This is a genomic window from Lysinibacillus macroides, from assembly GCF_001281525.1.
In the GTDB taxonomy this organism is placed as follows: Bacteria; Bacillota; Bacilli; order Bacillales_A; family Planococcaceae; genus Lysinibacillus; species Lysinibacillus macroides.
The window spans coordinates 674,878-691,950 of sequence record NZ_LGCI01000005.1 but is presented as its reverse complement, the minus strand read 5'-3'; the positions used below and the strand labels follow the sequence as shown (position 1 = coordinate 691,950).

The 17,073-nt window shown below is 37.1% G+C and carries 14 protein-coding genes and 1 pseudogene; 2 read left to right on the top strand and 13 right to left on the bottom strand.

Going from position 1 to position 17,073, the window contains the following annotated elements; genetic code table 11:
* Positions 1-4: 4 nt before the first annotated feature.
* The 12 genes from ADM90_RS06210 to ADM90_RS06155 form a co-directional block, all read right to left on the bottom strand.
* A complete protein-coding gene (locus ADM90_RS06210; RefSeq protein ID WP_053994155.1) occupies positions 5-970 on the bottom strand; it encodes a phosphotriesterase family protein in 966 nt (321 codons plus the stop codon).
* Positions 970-1,914: a phosphoglycerate dehydrogenase gene (locus tag ADM90_RS06205; RefSeq protein WP_053994154.1), complete on the bottom strand. Its 945-nt coding sequence runs from the start codon at positions 1,912-1,914 to the stop codon at positions 970-972. Before ADM90_RS06205 ends, ADM90_RS06210 begins: the two co-directional genes overlap by 1 nt.
* 36 nt (positions 1,915-1,950) lie before the next feature.
* Positions 1,951-2,976 carry a zinc-dependent alcohol dehydrogenase gene (locus tag ADM90_RS06200; protein ID WP_235473348.1) on the bottom strand — a complete coding sequence of 342 codons (1,026 nt, stop codon included), beginning with the start codon at positions 2,974-2,976 and terminating at the stop codon, positions 1,951-1,953.
* A gap of 14 nt (positions 2,977-2,990) precedes the next feature.
* The gene (locus ADM90_RS06195) at positions 2,991-4,028 is read right to left on the bottom strand and encodes a zinc-dependent alcohol dehydrogenase (RefSeq protein WP_235473346.1); all 1,038 of its coding nucleotides are present in this window, start codon (positions 4,026-4,028) and stop codon (positions 2,991-2,993) included.
* 21 nt (positions 4,029-4,049) lie between these two features.
* On the bottom strand, positions 4,050-5,009 hold the full coding sequence (locus tag ADM90_RS06190) for an ABC transporter permease (protein ID WP_053994152.1): 960 nt from the start codon (positions 5,007-5,009) through the stop codon (positions 4,050-4,052).
* Between the two features lie 3 nt (positions 5,010-5,012).
* Positions 5,013-6,494 carry a sugar ABC transporter ATP-binding protein gene (locus tag ADM90_RS06185; RefSeq protein WP_053994151.1) on the bottom strand — a complete coding sequence of 494 codons (1,482 nt, stop codon included), beginning with the start codon at positions 6,492-6,494 and terminating at the stop codon, positions 5,013-5,015.
* Positions 6,495-6,609: 115 nt separating this feature from the next.
* Positions 6,610-7,680: a substrate-binding domain-containing protein gene (locus tag ADM90_RS06180; RefSeq protein ID WP_053994150.1), complete on the bottom strand. Its 1,071-nt coding sequence runs from the start codon at positions 7,678-7,680 to the stop codon at positions 6,610-6,612.
* 148 nt (positions 7,681-7,828) lie between these two features.
* Positions 7,829-8,605, bottom strand: a complete 777-nt coding sequence (locus tag ADM90_RS06175) for a glucose 1-dehydrogenase (protein ID WP_053994149.1) — start codon at positions 8,603-8,605, stop codon at positions 7,829-7,831.
* An 11-nt stretch (positions 8,606-8,616) separates the two neighbouring features.
* On the bottom strand, positions 8,617-9,546 hold the full coding sequence (locus tag ADM90_RS06170; RefSeq protein WP_053994148.1) for a 1-phosphofructokinase family hexose kinase: 930 nt from the start codon (positions 9,544-9,546) through the stop codon (positions 8,617-8,619).
* Between the two features lie 69 nt (positions 9,547-9,615).
* Positions 9,616-11,115 carry a xylulokinase gene (locus tag ADM90_RS06165; protein ID WP_053994147.1) on the bottom strand — a complete coding sequence of 500 codons (1,500 nt, stop codon included), beginning with the start codon at positions 11,113-11,115 and terminating at the stop codon, positions 9,616-9,618.
* Between the two features lie 177 nt (positions 11,116-11,292).
* Positions 11,293-12,819, bottom strand: coding sequence for a xylulokinase (gene xylB, locus ADM90_RS06160; RefSeq protein ID WP_053994146.1), 1,527 nt, complete (start codon positions 12,817-12,819; stop codon positions 11,293-11,295).
* An 18-nt stretch (positions 12,820-12,837) separates the two neighbouring features.
* Entirely contained in the window at positions 12,838-13,578 is a 741-nt protein-coding gene (locus tag ADM90_RS06155; protein WP_053994145.1) for a GntR family transcriptional regulator, read from the bottom strand.
* 565 nt (positions 13,579-14,143) lie between these two features.
* Here ADM90_RS06155 and ADM90_RS06150 point away from each other — a divergent pair.
* A complete protein-coding gene (locus tag ADM90_RS06150) occupies positions 14,144-15,013 on the top strand; it encodes a D-psicose 3-epimerase (RefSeq protein WP_053994144.1) in 870 nt (289 codons plus the stop codon).
* 241 nt (positions 15,014-15,254) lie between these two features.
* A complete protein-coding gene (locus tag ADM90_RS25300; protein WP_268766604.1) occupies positions 15,255-15,380 on the top strand; it encodes a hypothetical protein in 126 nt (41 codons plus the stop codon).
* A 196-nt stretch (positions 15,381-15,576) separates the two neighbouring features.
* On the opposite strand, the pseudogene ADM90_RS06145 reads toward ADM90_RS25300, so the two are convergent.
* A pseudogene (locus tag ADM90_RS06145) lies at positions 15,577-16,437 on the bottom strand (aldo/keto reductase).
* Positions 16,438-17,073 lie beyond the last annotated feature (636 nt).

Sequence of the window (17,073 nt, the reverse complement as noted above, 5' to 3'; positions counted from 1 at the left end):
CTTGTTATTTCGCTAATGCACGGGCAGCATTTGCTATCGTAATTTTTCGAATAATGTTCTCACCAACACCTGCTTTTCTAAGCATTGGTAAAAATGTTACTTGCAAATAATCTAAACCTAAATCGCCACCATTGTAATGACGCATTCGTTTATTCGTTGTATCGAGACTAAGTAAAATACGATCTTCATGCCCCTTATCCAACAATTTCAGAATCATCTTTACCTCATCTTCATCTGAGTGATAACGAAAACGACCAATTGTATCTAGTTCCAGATAGACACCACTTTCTGCCACATGGAGCATATAGTCCAGATTCTCCACTTTACGATCTAAGTGACAGATAATTAGTTGTTCAGGTGGTACTTCATGTTTTTCATAAAATGCAATCTGCTCCAAGGCATGATAGCCCATTTCGGTATGGGACATAATCGCCGTATTGGTTAATTTTGCGGCTGCGGCTGCGGCTGTAAATAATGAAAAATACCGCCCCCCTACACCTTGCATATCTGCTGCTGTTTTAATTAACCCTGCTTTTCCAGTAATAGCTGTAGATGGCCAATCATCCTCACCATCTCGATAAAGATGCTTTGTTATTTCTGTCACAAATAGCTCTGTTAATGCTTCTGAAGATGCTGTGTGAATCCAATGATTTTGCGCGTAAAAAACAAGCTTATGGAAACCTGTACAGGCAACGATATGAATACCACTCTCCTCAGATAATCTCCTTAGCAATAAAGCATCTCTTCCTGCCCCAATTGGCTGTGCATCAACAATTGTTTGCACACCATGTGTCATTGCTAATGCTACTTCTTTTCTTGTTTTCTCATAATCGTCAAGAACAAGAGAAGCATCTACTTGCGCTGGAACTCCGTTTTTTAAAAAAAGATGCTCATGTGGATGAATAATACCTAGCTTATGTTGTTGTACTTCACCAAGTATAGTTGTCACAGTAGCTTCCAAATTCATCATCACTCCTGTTCATTTAACAGGTTTATTATATTTTGAGTTGAAACGATAGCCATACGCTCCACTGCTTCTTCTGTATAAGCACCAATATGTGGTGTTAAAATAAAATTATTAAGTTGTACCAACGCATCGCCTACTTCTGGTGGCTCCGCTGAATATACATCTTGAGCTGCAACAGCAATTTGACCCTGTTCAAGTGCAGTAAGTAGGGCCTGCTCATTCACCAATTCTCCTCGAGCTGTATTGATTAACATAGCAGATGGCTTCATTTTTTCAAAAATGTCTGCATTCATAAGATGTCTTGTCTCTGCTGTAGCTGGTAAATGCAATGAGACAATATCTGCCTGCTGAATTGCTTCTTCAAAATTAGTTGTATAATTTATTTGATAGGTCTGAAGAAATGCTTCATCCTGCATATAGGGGTCATAAATCGTCACTTCCATTGCTAGGCCTTTTGCTCGTTTGGCTACTTCTTTCCCTATCTTGCCGCCACCAACAATTAGTAAATGTTTTCCTGTTAGCTCTATTCCTATAAAGCGGTCCCATCCGAACTGTTTAACGCCTTGAATTGTAGGGGATAATTTTCTTGCACATTCAAACATTAAAGCAATCGCTAATTCACATACGGAAATATTATTTGTATCTCTCGCATTGTCAACTTTAATACCGAGAGAGGTGGCTACATGTAAATCAATATTATCCATACCAACACCATATTTAGAGATCGCTTTTAAATGAGGGAATTGCTGTAGCACTTCTTTCGTTAAAGGATCTACACCCACAATTATGCCTACAATCTCCTGCTCTGCAAAGCTTAACAGTTGTTCTTCTGTCAATGTTTTCCCTGTAGTATTTTCAATTACTTCGTAGCCCATAGCTGTTAGCATCTCAATTGGCTTTTCTTTATATTTTTGAAATGACTTTGGCGTAATTAATATCTTTGACATCTGTTTCTCTCCTTTTATACGAAGCGACAACCCATATTAATTCACATCAATAATGACCTTCATGACCTTATCCTTATTTTCCTCAATAATATGATATGCCTCTAAATAATTTTCAAATTTAACATGATTGGTGATTAATGTGTTCACTTCAACCTTCTGCTCTGTCAATAAATCAACAGCAGCGTCAAAATCTTGTGATTGATACATTGCTGTTCCTAAAATTTGTAATTCATGGTCTTGCACAAAGCCCATATTGATTTCAGTTAAATTGGAAACAACGCCTACAATCACTACTGTACTGCCTTTACGCGCAATATTAATAGCATTGGCTACAGTGAAGGAGGAGCCTACGCATTCAAAAATAATATCAGCCTTTTGCATACCAAAATGTTTGCTAATACCTTCTTGTAAATCTTCATTTTTACCATCAATAACCTCTAACCCTACTTCTTTAGCCATCGCTAATCTTGTTTCACTTAGCTCAGATACAACAACCTTACTAGCTCCATAGGCTTTAGCTGTTTGGGCAACAAGATTGCCAATTGGTCCACCACCAATCACTAAGACATTTTTATTGTGAATAACTGAAACTCTTTTTACAGCATGGACAGCTACAGCTAATGGCTCAATCATCGCACCTTCGTCAAATGATAGGCCATCAGGAAGTACCGTAAGTTTATCTTCATCAATGACAAAATACTCAGAAGCAAGTCCTGTCGTTTGGAAGCCCATCACCTTTAAATCCTCACAAACATGGTACATGCCATTTTGACAGGGGAAGCAGCTCCCACAAACAACTTGAGGTTGTACGGTCACATTTGTACCCACCTGTACGGACGAAACATTCGCACCAATCTCTATCACTTCAGCGGCTATTTCATGTCCTTGTACGACCGGGAATTGTGTATATGGATGCTCACCATGATAAACATGAATATCTGAGCCACAAACGCCAATTTTCTTGATGGCTAATTTAACTTGATTTGCTCCTACTGCTGGAATCTCTACCTCTTGAAATACGATTGTAGCAGGCTTTGTCATCAGAGCTTGTTTCATTTTCATATCAATAACCCCCTTTACTCATAGATAACCACAACTTTACGTTCTGTTTTACCAGCCAAATAATCTTCAAATGCTTGCAAAATATGTTCAAACGAATACACATCCGATAAAAAATCACGTAGTACTAACTTTCCTTCTTCAACCCACTGAAGAATTTCTTCATGACAATCACCCTCTTCTTGCTTATAAGGCATTTGTTGAAAATTAATTTTCCAATTATAAGGTGCTTCATGATAATCTAAGTGCAACTGGTTTCCCTTTGGTACGCCATAACACAGTAATTCACCACGATCTTTTAATAAGGTAATCCCCTCATTCAAAATTCGTTGATCGCCAACAGCATCCAATACATAATCAACACCATTCGGATACAATGCCTTGACTTGTTCCTTGACTGTCCCATTCTCAGTGTTAATAATGACTGGTACACCAAATGTATGCATGAGATCTTCTTTCGCTTTATTTCGAACAACCACTGCAAGCGATTCCACACCACTTAACTGTAAAAGTTTGATAAATGCCAATGCAACAGGACCACTGCCATAAATTAATACAGTGGCTCCCTTATTAATTTGAAAATATTGAATCGTACTATAAACCTCTCGTAATGTCACTACTATTGGAGCCTCTTCTATTGAGTAACTGGAAGGCAGTACTTGCTGTGCATAGGAAACCTCTGGTGATTCATTTTCTTTATAAGCTTGTTGGTCGTCAATAATGCCAAATTCACTAAAAGCTCCCCACCCTGAGGTAAATGTTGTACCATCTGTTTGAACAGTGGGTGTAAAAGGCAATAACACAATATCACCTTCTTTATAGGACACTACCTCTTCTCCTATTTTTTCCACGCGCCCTATCGCCTCATGTCCAAGCATAATGGGATAGGCAGAAGTTTCAAAGCCTTTAAATCCGCCTTTAATAATCGTGGCATCTGTACCACAAATACCACAGGCCAACACTTTGACAAGGGCTTGTTTTGCATTAATGGTAGGAATAGGAACTTCTTTCAAAAACAGTTCATTGTCAGCATTCACAGCTAAAGTTTTCATCATATCTACACTCCTTCTCTTACATTAGATCGTTCTTTCCTTTTTACTCGTCATAATTTGAAGAAGTACAGCAGCAATAATAATAATCCCTTTAATAATATCTTGAGGATACGACGGTACAGCCATTAAATTCATAATGTTGCCAATAAGACCAAGAATCAAAGCGCCTGCTACGGTATTTAACACAAAGCCCTTTCCGCCCATTAAGCTTGCTCCACCAATAACAACTGCTGCAATGGCATCTAGCTCTTGCCCCATGCCAATCGTGGCACTACCAGTAGATGTACGTGAAGCCACAAACACACCTGCTAATGCAGCAAGTGCACCAGAAATTGCATAGGTAGACATCACATAAACCTTTGTGCGAACACCTGCTAATTGAACAGCTGTTTCATTACTTCCAATCGCGACAACCTTACGTCCAAAACCTGTATAACGTTGAATAAATGTAAACATCACAATTAATAACATTGCTATCCAAATAAGTGGATATAGGAAATCTTTACTTGTCAAGACATCAATTGTTCCAGTTTCAACCTTTATAGGTCTACCTTCTGTTAAAACAAAGGCTACCCCTCTAGCAATTGTCATCGTTGCTAATGTCGCGACAAACCCTTGAATACCGGTATAAGCTACAAGCGCACCAGAAAAAACACCAAATAATAGACCCACAATAACTGCTACTGCAATGGATACAGAAAAATGTAAACCTATATCAGTAATCAAAAGTGCTGATATTGTCGCCCCTAATGCCATAATAGAACCTACTGATAAATCAATACCACCGGCTAAAATTACATACAGCAAACCAATTGCTACAAGTATTGGACCTGCTTGCTGTAATAAAATATTACGAATATTCATGGTTGTTAAAAATGTATCAGAAAGCATTGCACTAATAATGATGAGCAGCAATAAAATAATAAACGTATTATTATTAATTAAAAACTCTTTCCAGTTAAATTTCTTAGCTGTAGATGTCATCATTTAAACCCCCATCGCTAATTTGATTAAATTGTTTTCTGTTAAAAATTCTTTCTCTAAATTCCCTGTAATTTGTCCCTCACGCATCACGATTGCGCGGTCGCAAAGCCCTATAATTTCAGGCATTTCCGAGGAAATAACAATAATAGCAACACCTTTTTCCGCCAAATCATTGATGAGCTTATAAATTTCTGTTTTAGCACCTACATCTACACCACGAGTTGGCTCATCCAAAATGATTAATTTCGTATCAATCGCTAACCATTTAGCAAGTGCTATCTTTTGCTGATTCCCACCACTTAAACTATCAGCGAGATCTTCTGTTGAACCATACTTTGTATTAATACGGGCTAATAATGTTGCAACTTCCTCCTTTTCTTTTACGTGTGCAATCCATCCATTCGATTGGTTGGATACCATTGTTGTATTTATACGAATAGATTGTTTTAACAACAATCCTTGTTTTTTTCGATCTTCAGGTAATAGGCCAATTCCTAATTTAATAGCTTGTTTAGGGCTTTTTACATTAATTTCATTTCCAAAATAAATAATTTTTCCATTCTTTTTTGGAGAAGCACCAAAAATAACTCTCATTGTCTCTGTTCTACCTGAGCCAACTAAGCCACTAAATCCAACTACTTCACCAGCTTGAACGGAAAAACTTACATCGCGAATAAGTTCCTCTGTAGATAGATTTTCAACACGTAAAACCTCTTGACCAATAGCAGCATGTCTTTCAGGGAATAATGTTTGAATTTCTCGTCCAACCATCATTGTCACAAGCTGCTCTTTTGTAATCGATTTTGTTGCTACTGTATCCACATACTTTCCATCTTTTAACACAGTAATTTTATCGCTAATCGCAAATAATTCTTCGAGGCGATGTGAAATATAGACAATCGTCACACCTTGTGCTTGTAATTTTTTGATTAATTCTAATAATTTTTGAGTTTCAGAATGCGTAAGTACTGCTGTTGGTTCATCAAATACAAGAACCTTAGAATTTTTCGCGAGACATTTACAAATTTCGATAATTTGTTGATAGGCTACACTTAATTCTCCTACCTTTTTATTTGGATCAATATGGCCAAATCCAATTTTCTCTAGCTCTCGTTGTGCATCTTTCCTCATTTTCTTCCAATTTATAAAAATACCACTATTGCTTAATTTATCGATATAGATATTCTCTGCAACTGTCAAATCAGGAGCAAGCATAAACTCTTGGTAAATAACCGAAACGCCCATATCAATCATCGCTTTCGGTGTTGCTGTTTTTGCTTCCTGACCATCAATAACGATCGTACCTGTATCTTTTGCATAAGCACCAGCCAATATTTTCATTAGCGTGGATTTTCCTGCTCCATTTTCACCAATCAGAGCATGTATTTCTCCTTTTTGCACTTTTAATTGCACATCATTCAGTGCCTGAACACCACCAAAGTGTTTTGATATATGATTCATTTCGACGATGTATTTAGAATCCAATTTGCCTACACTCCTTCCTTGTTCTTCATCTTACTAATAAGCTAAATGAATTATATGTATAGAGAATCCCCACTCTCACCTTTCGAAAGGGGGGATTCTTTACTATTTAGAACTTTTAGAATCCAAACTCGTAATATTCATCTACGTTGTCTTGTTTAACAGCTGCTGGTTGCGTTAATGTAATTTCTTCATAGCTTTCTGGATCTTTGCCATCCACTAAAATTTCTTTCGCGATTTCTACACCTAATTTTGCTACCTTGAATGGGCTGTTTTCACCTGTTGCGAAATATTTACCTTCTTTAATTAAATCGTAGGCCTCAATCGCTCCGTCTGCTGCTGCTACAATGTCTACATTTGAGCTATTAGCATTTTCAAGAGCTGTCATTGCACCAAATAACATCTGATCATTTTCACCTAATACCGTTGTGATATTTGGATTTGCTGTAATAAGGTCCTCCGCAGCAGTTAAACCTTCCTCACGTGTCCAAGCGCCCCAACCTTGTCCAACTACAGAAAACTTTGCTTCTGTATTTGTCGCTTTACCACTTGAAGCAAGTTGTGCATCCATTTCGTCTGCTAGCTTCCATGCCTCTTCCTCTGTCACACCTAGCTTACCTTCTAAAATACCAGCAAATAAACCTGTTCGACGTTCAGTACCTGCTACATTCCCTTTTGCACCACTTAAAACAATAGAGATGATTTCTTCATCACCCATTTTTTCAGCATACGCTAAACCTACTAATCGACCATTTTGTTTATTGTCAGAATAAACCGTTGTCACATCATTTGCTTCTTCCGCGACACCACTATCTAAGTTAATAACGGGAATACCCGCTTCAGCTGCTTTATTAATGCTTGGTACTACTGCGTCTGGCTCTGTTGCATCAAGGAAAATTAAATCCATACCTTGTGAAATAAATGTTTCCATGTTTTCAGCTTCTTTTGTTGAATCACCATTTGCATCAAGAACAGTTACTTTCCAGCCCTCAGCTTCTGCATACTCTTTCACAGCTTCCACTAGCGATACAAAATAGGGTGAGTCTTGCGTTTTAATAGCAAAACCTACTTTAAATGTGTCATCCCCTTTACCATCCCCTGAAGAATTTGAATCCCCTCCACTACATGCGGCTGTGATAAGCATCACTGCAAATAGAGCTACAAATAACATCAACTTTTTTACCTTCATTGTTTTTCCCCCTTATTATTTAATCATCATAATATCACTATATCCTAATGTCATGACATTACAACTTAATAAATATACTATACTATCTAAAGGAAGCGTTTACAACCATATTTTTTCGAGTATTCAGTAAATATTTTATTTCTACCCCTTAAATAATGGTAAAGCCTCCATCTATCACAAGCTCGCTTCCTGTCGTAAAAGATGCTGCATCTGATAATAAGTAGATAACTGCCCCCATTAATTCAGCTGGATCACCTAGACGTTGCATCGGCGTCAATGTAGCCCATTGTTCTCGCCAATCCTCTCGAACAAAAGAAGTAAGCTCTGTAAACATATAGCCTGGACTAATACAGTTTACTCGAATACCATACTGAGCCCATTCATAGGCTAAGGATTTTGTTAAATGTGTAACACCGGCCTTTGATGTATTATATGATGCCTGTAATTGTGGATAATTCACAATAATACCTGACATAGATGCTGTATTAACAATCGCACCCTTGATTTTATTTTCTACTAAATACTTTCCAAATAGCTGAGCGACATAATAAACCCCATTTAGATTGACATCAATCACACGCTTCCATTCTTCTGGTGCTGCTTCGATAACTGGCTTTTGAATAACAATTCCTGCATTATTAAAAAGCAGCTCAATACTCCCCATTTCATGAATTGAACGCTCTAATGCCTGTTGAATCTCCTGATAATTTGTTACATCTACTTTCTGAGAAAATGTCTTTCTTCCTGTATTCTTGGCAATTTCTTTTGCTGTCGCATCCGCCTGCTCCCCATTAATATCAAAAATCACCACATTGGCTCCTGCTTTTGCTAAGCCTTCTCCAACTGTTTTACCAATGCCCCGAGCCCCCCCTGTAATTAAAACGGTTTTGCCCTCTAATGAAAATAACTCTGTCAATATTTGCATCGCTCTACCTCCTACTTTTCCACATATACTTCCACTTTTGGGAAAATCTCTTCTACCTTATTCAAATCAATATCGCCTGTTTTTTCAGATAAAGTGTTTACAGCTGAAACCGCTACACTATAACGCAACATTTCCTCAGGTGTCTTGCCTTGTGCAATAGAAACCGCTAATGCAGCTACCATAGAATCTCCCGAGCCAACAACATTCACCACCTCCATTTTTGGTGGAACAGCACGAATAACCCGATCCTTCATAACCAATAAAGCTCCATTTTCGCCCAAAGAAACTACTACATATTTCACATAATTGTTTACTAACTTATCACTAGCTCTAATAATATCTTCTATAGAAGCGATTTCTCCTCCTACTAGCTGCCTTAGCTCTTGCTGATTTGGTTTAATTAACGTTGGCTCTCCCTCGATACCACACTTTAATAATTCTCCACTTGTATCTAACAACACTGGAATACACTTTGTTTTACACAAGGCAATAAGTTGGTTATATACCGTTTTTGGCATCCCCACCATTGCGCTACCAGAAAAAGTAACAACTTTAGCTTCAGCTAGCATAGCTGAAAATTCCTTGATAAAAGATTCTAAATGCACTTCTTCTAATTGCTCACCCGACTCTAATAACTCTGTCGATATACCTGATTCATCAACAATGTTCATACATTTTCGTGTTTCAATTGGCGCTTCCATAAAATGATGGGCTATTCCATCTTCTTTCACTAATTGCAATATCCTTTGACCATTAAAGCCACCAATAATACCCGTTGCTTTTACATCTGCCTGCAATTGGTGAATGACTCTCGCTACATTTAGTCCTTTTCCACCAGCAGTTACTACTTGCTTCGCTACACGATGTACATTCCCAATTCTGAAATGAGGGACATAATAATAATGATCAAGTGCAATATTTAGCGTAACAGCAAGAATCATTTTGACACCTCCATAAAACTCTTCGTAAGCCTTTTTCTAAAATACAATTTTGCGTTCTATTTACTAATTTTAGGAATTTATATAGTCATTATACATCTCTTCAGACAGTAGCTTTGATAATCTTAAATATTCAGTCATCGCTTGCTGATAAACGGTCACATTCTCGCTATTTGGAATATGCTTCCTTTGCAGTTGAATTGTTTGACTAACAGCCTCTTCAAATGATGAATAAATTCCCACGCCAACACCTGCCAACAGAGCTGCCCCCAAAGTTGTTGCTGTATCTGAACCTGGGACGTTTATTTTACAATTGGTCACATCTGCATAAATTTGTATCCACAATTCACTATTTGCTGCACCTCCCATTGCATAAAGAGACAGTTTTTCTATCTCTACGCCTGCTTCTTGGGCCACAAGTAAATTATGATTCACTGATAATGCTACTCCCTCTAAAACAGCTCGAATCATATGGTCTCTCGATTTATCAAAGCTTAAACCATAAAATACACCCTTCGCCTGTGGATTCCATAATGGGCTTCTTTCTCCAGATAAATAAGGTAAAAATAACACACCTTCAGCCCCTGGTTTAATCAGCGCTGCATTCATGGTAAACTCTTGGAATGATTGTTGTGTACCAAACTCCTGTTTAAACCATCGTAAAGCACCGCCTCCACCAACTGTTCCTCCCTGTAAAAGCCACCTATCGGGAATAACATGAGGAGAGAAAATTAAATCAGGATGTGCCTTTACCTCATCTAAGCAAATGCTTACCCCACCTGCCTGTCCTCCTTGAAGCTGTGTTTCAAATGCTTGCAGAACGCCTGCCCCTAAAGTGCCACACGCTGCATCTAATCCACCTGCCACAACAGGCGTGCCAATAGCTAAGCCTGTTTGTTCGTAGGCCTTATCATGTACATAACCAATAACTTCATGGGAAGCATAGATGGGTGGTAATTTCTCTAAAGGAATGCCTAATTTAACGGCTAATTGCGCATTATATTCATAGTTCACAGGATCATAAATATGCAAGCCATAATTTTGGCATCTATCGGATGAAAATACACCCGTCAATTTCAATGCAATATAGCTATTGCTTTGCAGAAATTGATAGGTTTCTTCAAAAAGCTTAGGCTCATGCTTCTTGAACCATATTAACTTTGGTGTTGTATAAGATGGAGACCATGTGTTTTTGGAAATACTAAAAATTTCTTCCTTTGAGACGTTTCCTTCAACATCTTTCCACACATTTCTTGCTCTTGTATCAAGCCAAATGGGGGTTTTACGTAAACAATTTCCCTCTTTATCCACTGGTATAGCTGCCCATCCTTGTCCTGCAATCCCTATACCAGCAATTTCATCCGCTATAATCGTTTCAGTAGTTAAAATTTTGCGAATACAAAATGCAATTTTATTCCACCATTCATCTGGATCTTGTTCTACCCAACCATCGTGAGGATAGTAAAGGGGATATGTTTCACTCTCTTGTGCGACAACCTGCCCATTAAAGTGAAATAAAGTGATTTTACAGGAAGAGGTTCCAATATCAATCCCTAGTAAATATTTTTTCATTGTTATCACGCCTTCAGCTATACTAAATATTTATTGTTCTTAGGCAATTACAGACAAATAATTCCTATCTATTTCATCTTTCAAAAGATAGGCTTTAGCTATTTATTCACAGCACTACCTACACTATCTTCTCTTACAATTTCTGCTTATGATGAGTGAATGATTCATAAGTGTGAACTAGTAGACAGATTTATGTTTTTCATATACCTTCTGTAGCGCAAAATAGAAGTCATCAAATTGTCTTTTAGCCAATTGATACGTTTCAATCAACTGTGGATTAGGCTGCTGAGAATCTTGAATATGCAAGAAATTTTCAATAACATCAAAGCTATCATACATACCTGCACCAACACCTCCTATAATTGCCGCTCCCATAGATCCAGCTTCATCCAAATAATCAGGGATACGGACAGGTAACTGAAAAACATCTGCAATAATTTGACGCCAAACCTTACTTTTTGCGCCACCACCAATTAAAATCAATTCATCTATATCGATATGTTCCTTTAAAATGTCATAAATGATCCCTAGATTATAGGTAACACCTTCTACAACACTTCTTAGCATCTCTTCATGGGTAGTATCTGATTTAATTCCTAAATAGCTGCCCTTCGAAACAGCGTCCCAGCGCGGAGCTCGCTCTCCTAAAAAGTAAGGTAAAAATAGAACACCCCCTGAACCAGCAGCCGCCTTTTCAATCTTGTGATTGATTAGATCGTATGGAGAACTGCCTGTTTGCTCAGCAGCTTGTAGTTCAGCCTGACATAGTGTTTCCTTCATCCAGTTGAACGAGCCACCTGCATATTGCATGGTACCGTTAGGCGCATAGTATCCCGGAATAGCATGTGCCCATGTTACAATACGCATTTCTGGATCAAAAATAGGCTTTTTAGAAGTCGTGGTCACCCATGCAGAGGTACCAAGAGAGCAATATGTCTTTCCTTCTCTCACCGACCCTGCACCGATATTTGCTGTCACACCATCTCCAGCACCAATCACAACTTTTGTTCCTTCCGCAAGACCAGTCGCTTTTGCGGCATCTGGTAAAATGACCCCTGCTTGATAAGTAGATGGCTGTAAGTCGGGTAGTTTCGAGCTATCAATCCCACTCGCCTCAATAATACGATTAGACCATGTAAATGTATGTAAATCAAAACAGCCCATACTATTTCCATCTGAATAATCAGTAACAAAGGCACCTGTTAATTTGAAGACAATATAATCTTTAGCATTTAGTGTCTTATAGGCTTTGTTATAAATTTCAGGCTCATTATCACGTATCCACATTAATTTTTGTATCCCATAAGATGGTGTGTTACGATGTCCAACAATGTGATAAAACTCTGTTTGAGAAATAGCTTTCTCTAATTCACTTGACTGCTTAACTGCACGTTGGTCAGCCCAAATAATTGATGGCCGCAATGGCTCGCCATCTTGATCTACTACTAAGCACCCCATCATTTGACCACTAAAGCTCACTACCTCAATTTGCTGTGGGTCAATATTTGAGTTTTTAAGGATATTCAAAGTAGAGAAACAAACCGCGTTCCACCAATCATTTGGGTTTTGTTCTACCCAATTTTCATTAAAATAGTGCGTAGGATACGAAGAAATATAACTATCTATTAATCTTCCTGATTCATGAAATAATGTTGCCTTATTTCCAGAAGTACCAAGATCATGCGCTAAAATATATCTTTCCACTTTTCTGCTCCCTCCTATTTAAGTAGCTGTAATAATAATTTCAAAACTATTCTTATCTCCCCTATAACGTGCAATAGAATATTCGATTGGTTCATCTCGATAATTAAACCCAATTGAAATAAATCTTTGAACTGCCTTACCTTTTTCCATATTCAAATAGTCAAAATCGTATTTTTCCGATTCAACTGCTTCAATATAGCGTCTAATTTTACGTATTTGTGTTTCTAAAGATTCACCTAAAACAGGATATAAAGATTCCTTAACAAAATCTCTTTCAATAACAAATTTACATTTATTATAGGGAAGATACGTTTTAACCATCACAATTGGCTCATTATCTGCAAACCTTCGTCGATGTAAATAAATAACTTTTGAGCCTAATGGAATATTTAATTTATCCGAGACAAATCCAGGAACATCTATTACTTCTAATTCCAATACTTCTGTACGTGGTGTCATCCCAAGATCTCTTATTTGGTCATTAAATGAACCAAGTGCTTGAATAAAGCTTTGTTCAATTTTTGGCGCTTTTACAAATGTTCCTTTACTTTTTACTCTATATAGCCAACCTTCTTGAACAAGCTCAGCTACTGCTTGACGTACAGTTGTGCGACTAATGCCATAAATAGCGCTTAATTCTTTTTCGACTGGTATCGCATCACCTACTTGCAATGTTCCATCTTTAATGTCGTTTAGAATCAATTCCTTTAATTGATAATATAAGGGAATGGGTACTGATTTATCTAATTGATGAGCCATATTTATACCTCCAAAATACAGTTGTTTAATAATGAATAAGTCCGTTTTTTAGTTAGTAAAATTCCATCTATAAAAGGAGCTTTCCATAAGATTATTTTATATAAAGGTTCTAGTTAAAAGCAAAGTATTCTGGAATATTTATGTATGTACTTTTTCATAAATTTGATAATATTAGCAGTACATATTCTACAATGCTTATTTATTATTGTATAAATTAGATTTTATTCATAAAATTCAAATATAAATGCTAAATTTTTATTATCTATAAAAAATGGCTCATGATTTACTAATTCCATTAACATTTTGCAAACTTTTTATTCGCTTCCAACAAACTAGTTTTTTATAAGAAAGATAGGTATGGATCGCTCACCTCTACATCCAACCAATAATGAGCATGGGCTCAATAAAATAGGGAAACTATTACTACTCACTATTAGTTTATATTTTGGAATATTCAGACTTGACTAACTAGTAAACGCTTACTTATAGTTTATTATATCACTAAGTTGAAATATATCAATGTTATTATGTAGTAACATAATGATTTTAGAGGAGGATGTAAGTGATGAAATACGGTGTTTATTATGCTTATTGGGAAAATGAATGGGCTACATCTTTTGAAAAGTATATTCAAAAGGTAAAAAAACTGGGATTTGATGTTTTGGAAGTAGCAGCACTTGGATTAGTGAACCTCTCTAACGAACAACTAGAACATCTTAACTATTTAGCAAAGGAACAGCAAATTTCATTAACAGCTGGGATTGGTATTCCCCAAGAATATGACATAAGTTCACCTCACAAGGAAACACGCGAAAAAGGGCTTCAATTTATGAAAAATATATTGAATAAATTAGAAATAGCCGGAATAGATCGTATAGGTGGTACGATTTATTCTTACTGGCCTGTAGACTACTCCCAGCCTTTTGATAAAGAAGAAGTACGTAAATATTCCATTGCTAGTGTGAAAGAACTTGCTGATTATGCTAAACAAAAGGGCATTACTTTATTAATAGAAACATTGAATCGTTTTGAGCAATTTCTAATTAACGATGTGGAAGAAGCACTCGCCTTTGTTCGTGAAGTGAACAAAGAAAATGTGCAAATTATGTTAGATACATTCCATATGAATATTGAAGAAGACTCCATTCCAGATGCCATTCGAAAAGCAGGTGAGCATTTGGGGCATCTACATATAGGAGAGGGAAATCGAAAGGTTCCAGGTCAAGGAAACTTAAATTGGCAAGAGATAGGTGATGCTTTAAAAGATATTCACTACGATGGCTTTATCGTCATGGAACCATTTGTCAAGATGGGTGGACAGGTTGGAAAAGATATTAAAGTTTGGCGAGACTTAAGTAAAAATGCCTCCGAAGCACAATTAGACCAAGAAATTAAACAATCCTTAACGTTTGTCAAATCTATGTTCACGCGTTAGCATTCATTTCTTTATTTCCTTATAAAATAGCAAGGGGCTCTTCATTAAAAGATATATTGAATGAAGAGCCCTGTTTAAATTATTTTACATTATATATACCCGTAAAAAAGTTATACAGTTAGCGCTCACATCATACATCTCCTATTAGAAATACCATCCTGCACGGTTGATATTGGCATTGCATTCCTTCCTTTTAAGAAAAAGAACTGCTTTAATAAATCGAAGCAAGTAGGAAATTGCTATGTCATTAGCAGATACATGGCGTCAAGAAGGCTTGAAAAAAGAACTTTTAAAAGGGCTGGCTCAAGGCAGAGAAGAAGGCAAAGCAGAAGGACTAGCCGAAACATCCATTCTTTTATTAACATAAAAATTTGGAACAGTTCCTCCAGATATGAAAGAGCGTATCACAAAATTGGATACAGATAGCTTAAAAACATTATTTATCAACATCTTTCATTTCACAGCCATGGATACAGCAAGATACTATCTTAAATAACCCTTTTGGAAAAAAAAAAGAAATCAGACTACATCCTAAAACGTAGCCTGATTTTATATGATCTTATTTATTCACTAAAAATTGTATCAATCATTTGGATTTCTTCAGCCGTTAATGATACATCCAATGTTTTTAAATTATTTAAAAGCTGCTCTGCTTGTTTTGCTCCTGGAATAATAAGATCGATGACTTCCTGCGTTAAATACCATGCTAATACAAGATGGGCGATTTCCACGTTCTTGGCAGCCGCAATTGGACGAAGCTGCTCTACCTTTGCCAAATTTGAGGCAAAGATTTCTTTTTGGAAGTACGGTAGCCCTTGGCGCAAGTCCTCAAATGTTGCTTGTTCATTAAATTTACCTGTTAGCAAGCCTGATGCTAGAGGGAAATAGGGCACAAATGAAATGTGTCGTTCCTTTAAATATGGGAATAGCTCATATTCTGCATCACGCAACAGTAAATTATATTCACCCCGCACAACATCTACATAGCCATCTTTATTTGCCTCTTGCAATTGCTGTAATGAAAAGTTAGATACACCAATTGCGCGAATTTTCCCGGCAGCCTTTATCTCTTTTAATGCGCCAACCGCCTCATCCACAGCCGTTTTTAAAAAGTAGGATGATTATTAAATTTTTTATTTTCCTGATTTAATACATGGGCAGCCTTTGTCGCAATAATCGTTTCCGCTCGATGCCCCTGCTCCTTTACTACTTCACCAATTAGCTGCTCGGAACGCTTTGGACCATAGATAAAAGCGGTATCATTAAAATTGACCCCTTATTGAAGCGCTGTGCGTACTAAATCACGACCCACTCCCACATCTAAATTTGGATATAGATTATGCCCCCCCTACTACATTTGGGCCAAAACCAATTGGATTCACATAAAGCCCTGTGTGACCAAGTTGTACAACATTCCAATTGATGTTATCTTTCCAGACAATAAAAAGCTACATATATAGCTTGAAAAATAAAAGCTGGCTTCTAAAGCCTCAAGAAGTATTGAGTAGCCCTACTACAAACATTTCGATTGCATAATTAGCCTGATAAGCCCTCAGCACCGTGACTCACTTGGCATGTGAGATTTTCTCTACAGCTATCACTTAAATAACAAGCCTAAAGCAAAGCCATTTATCATTTGTAAAAGGAAGAGTAGTATCTTCGTTTCGATACTAGCCATCATCACAAAAAATAGTTGCTGTTGAAAAGGCTAACTGCAGTCTGCACCATTTACCAATTTCAAGATAAACGACTTCCCATTCATAAATGTAACAATTTCAGGAGGTATCATAAAGACAAAAGCAACAAGGCTAATTTCCGCTGGTCATAATCCCTTCGATATGCATAGGCTATTGTAAAGTGTAAAAATGATGTGATAAGCAAGAATAAAAAGCAATGATACTTTTAATAGCATCGACTCTTTTACAACCGTGCCGAATTCACGCAACTTAATGGGCTTGTTTGCTGCTCTTTTATACCCTTCTAAAATAAAAAAAGACAGCACGAGCTCAATACTTCCTAATATTGTACCAATCCAATATGTCATACTCCATCTTAATGCC

Excerpts from the sequence above, each read along its gene's own strand:
- ADM90_RS06210 (WP_053994155.1), bottom strand. The coding sequence starts at position 970 with ATGATGAATTTGGAAGCTACTGTGACAACTATACTTGGTGAAGTACAA.
- ADM90_RS06205 (WP_053994154.1), bottom strand. The coding sequence starts at position 1,914 with ATGTCAAAGATATTAATTACGCCAAAGTCATTTCAAAAATATAAAGAA.
- ADM90_RS06200 (WP_235473348.1), bottom strand. The coding sequence starts at position 2,976 with ATGAAAATGAAACAAGCTCTGATGACAAAGCCTGCTACAATCGTATTT.
- ADM90_RS06195 (WP_235473346.1), bottom strand. The coding sequence starts at position 4,028 with ATGATGAAAACTTTAGCTGTGAATGCTGACAATGAACTGTTTTTGAAA.
- ADM90_RS06190 (WP_053994152.1), bottom strand. The coding sequence starts at position 5,009 with ATGACATCTACAGCTAAGAAATTTAACTGGAAAGAGTTTTTAATTAAT.
- ADM90_RS06180 (WP_053994150.1), bottom strand. The coding sequence starts at position 7,680 with ATGAAGGTAAAAAAGTTGATGTTATTTGTAGCTCTATTTGCAGTGATG.
- ADM90_RS06175 (WP_053994149.1), bottom strand. The coding sequence starts at position 8,605 with ATGCAAATATTGACAGAGTTATTTTCATTAGAGGGCAAAACCGTTTTA.
- ADM90_RS06170 (WP_053994148.1), bottom strand. The coding sequence starts at position 9,546 with ATGATTCTTGCTGTTACGCTAAATATTGCACTTGATCATTATTATTAT.
- ADM90_RS06165 (WP_053994147.1), bottom strand. The coding sequence starts at position 11,115 with ATGAAAAAATATTTACTAGGGATTGATATTGGAACCTCTTCCTGTAAA.
- ADM90_RS06155 (WP_053994145.1), bottom strand. The coding sequence starts at position 13,578 with ATGGCTCATCAATTAGATAAATCAGTACCCATTCCCTTATATTATCAA.
- ADM90_RS06150 (WP_053994144.1), top strand. The coding sequence starts at position 14,144 with ATGAAATACGGTGTTTATTATGCTTATTGGGAAAATGAATGGGCTACA.
- ADM90_RS25300 (WP_268766604.1), top strand. The coding sequence starts at position 15,255 with ATGTCATTAGCAGATACATGGCGTCAAGAAGGCTTGAAAAAAGAACTT.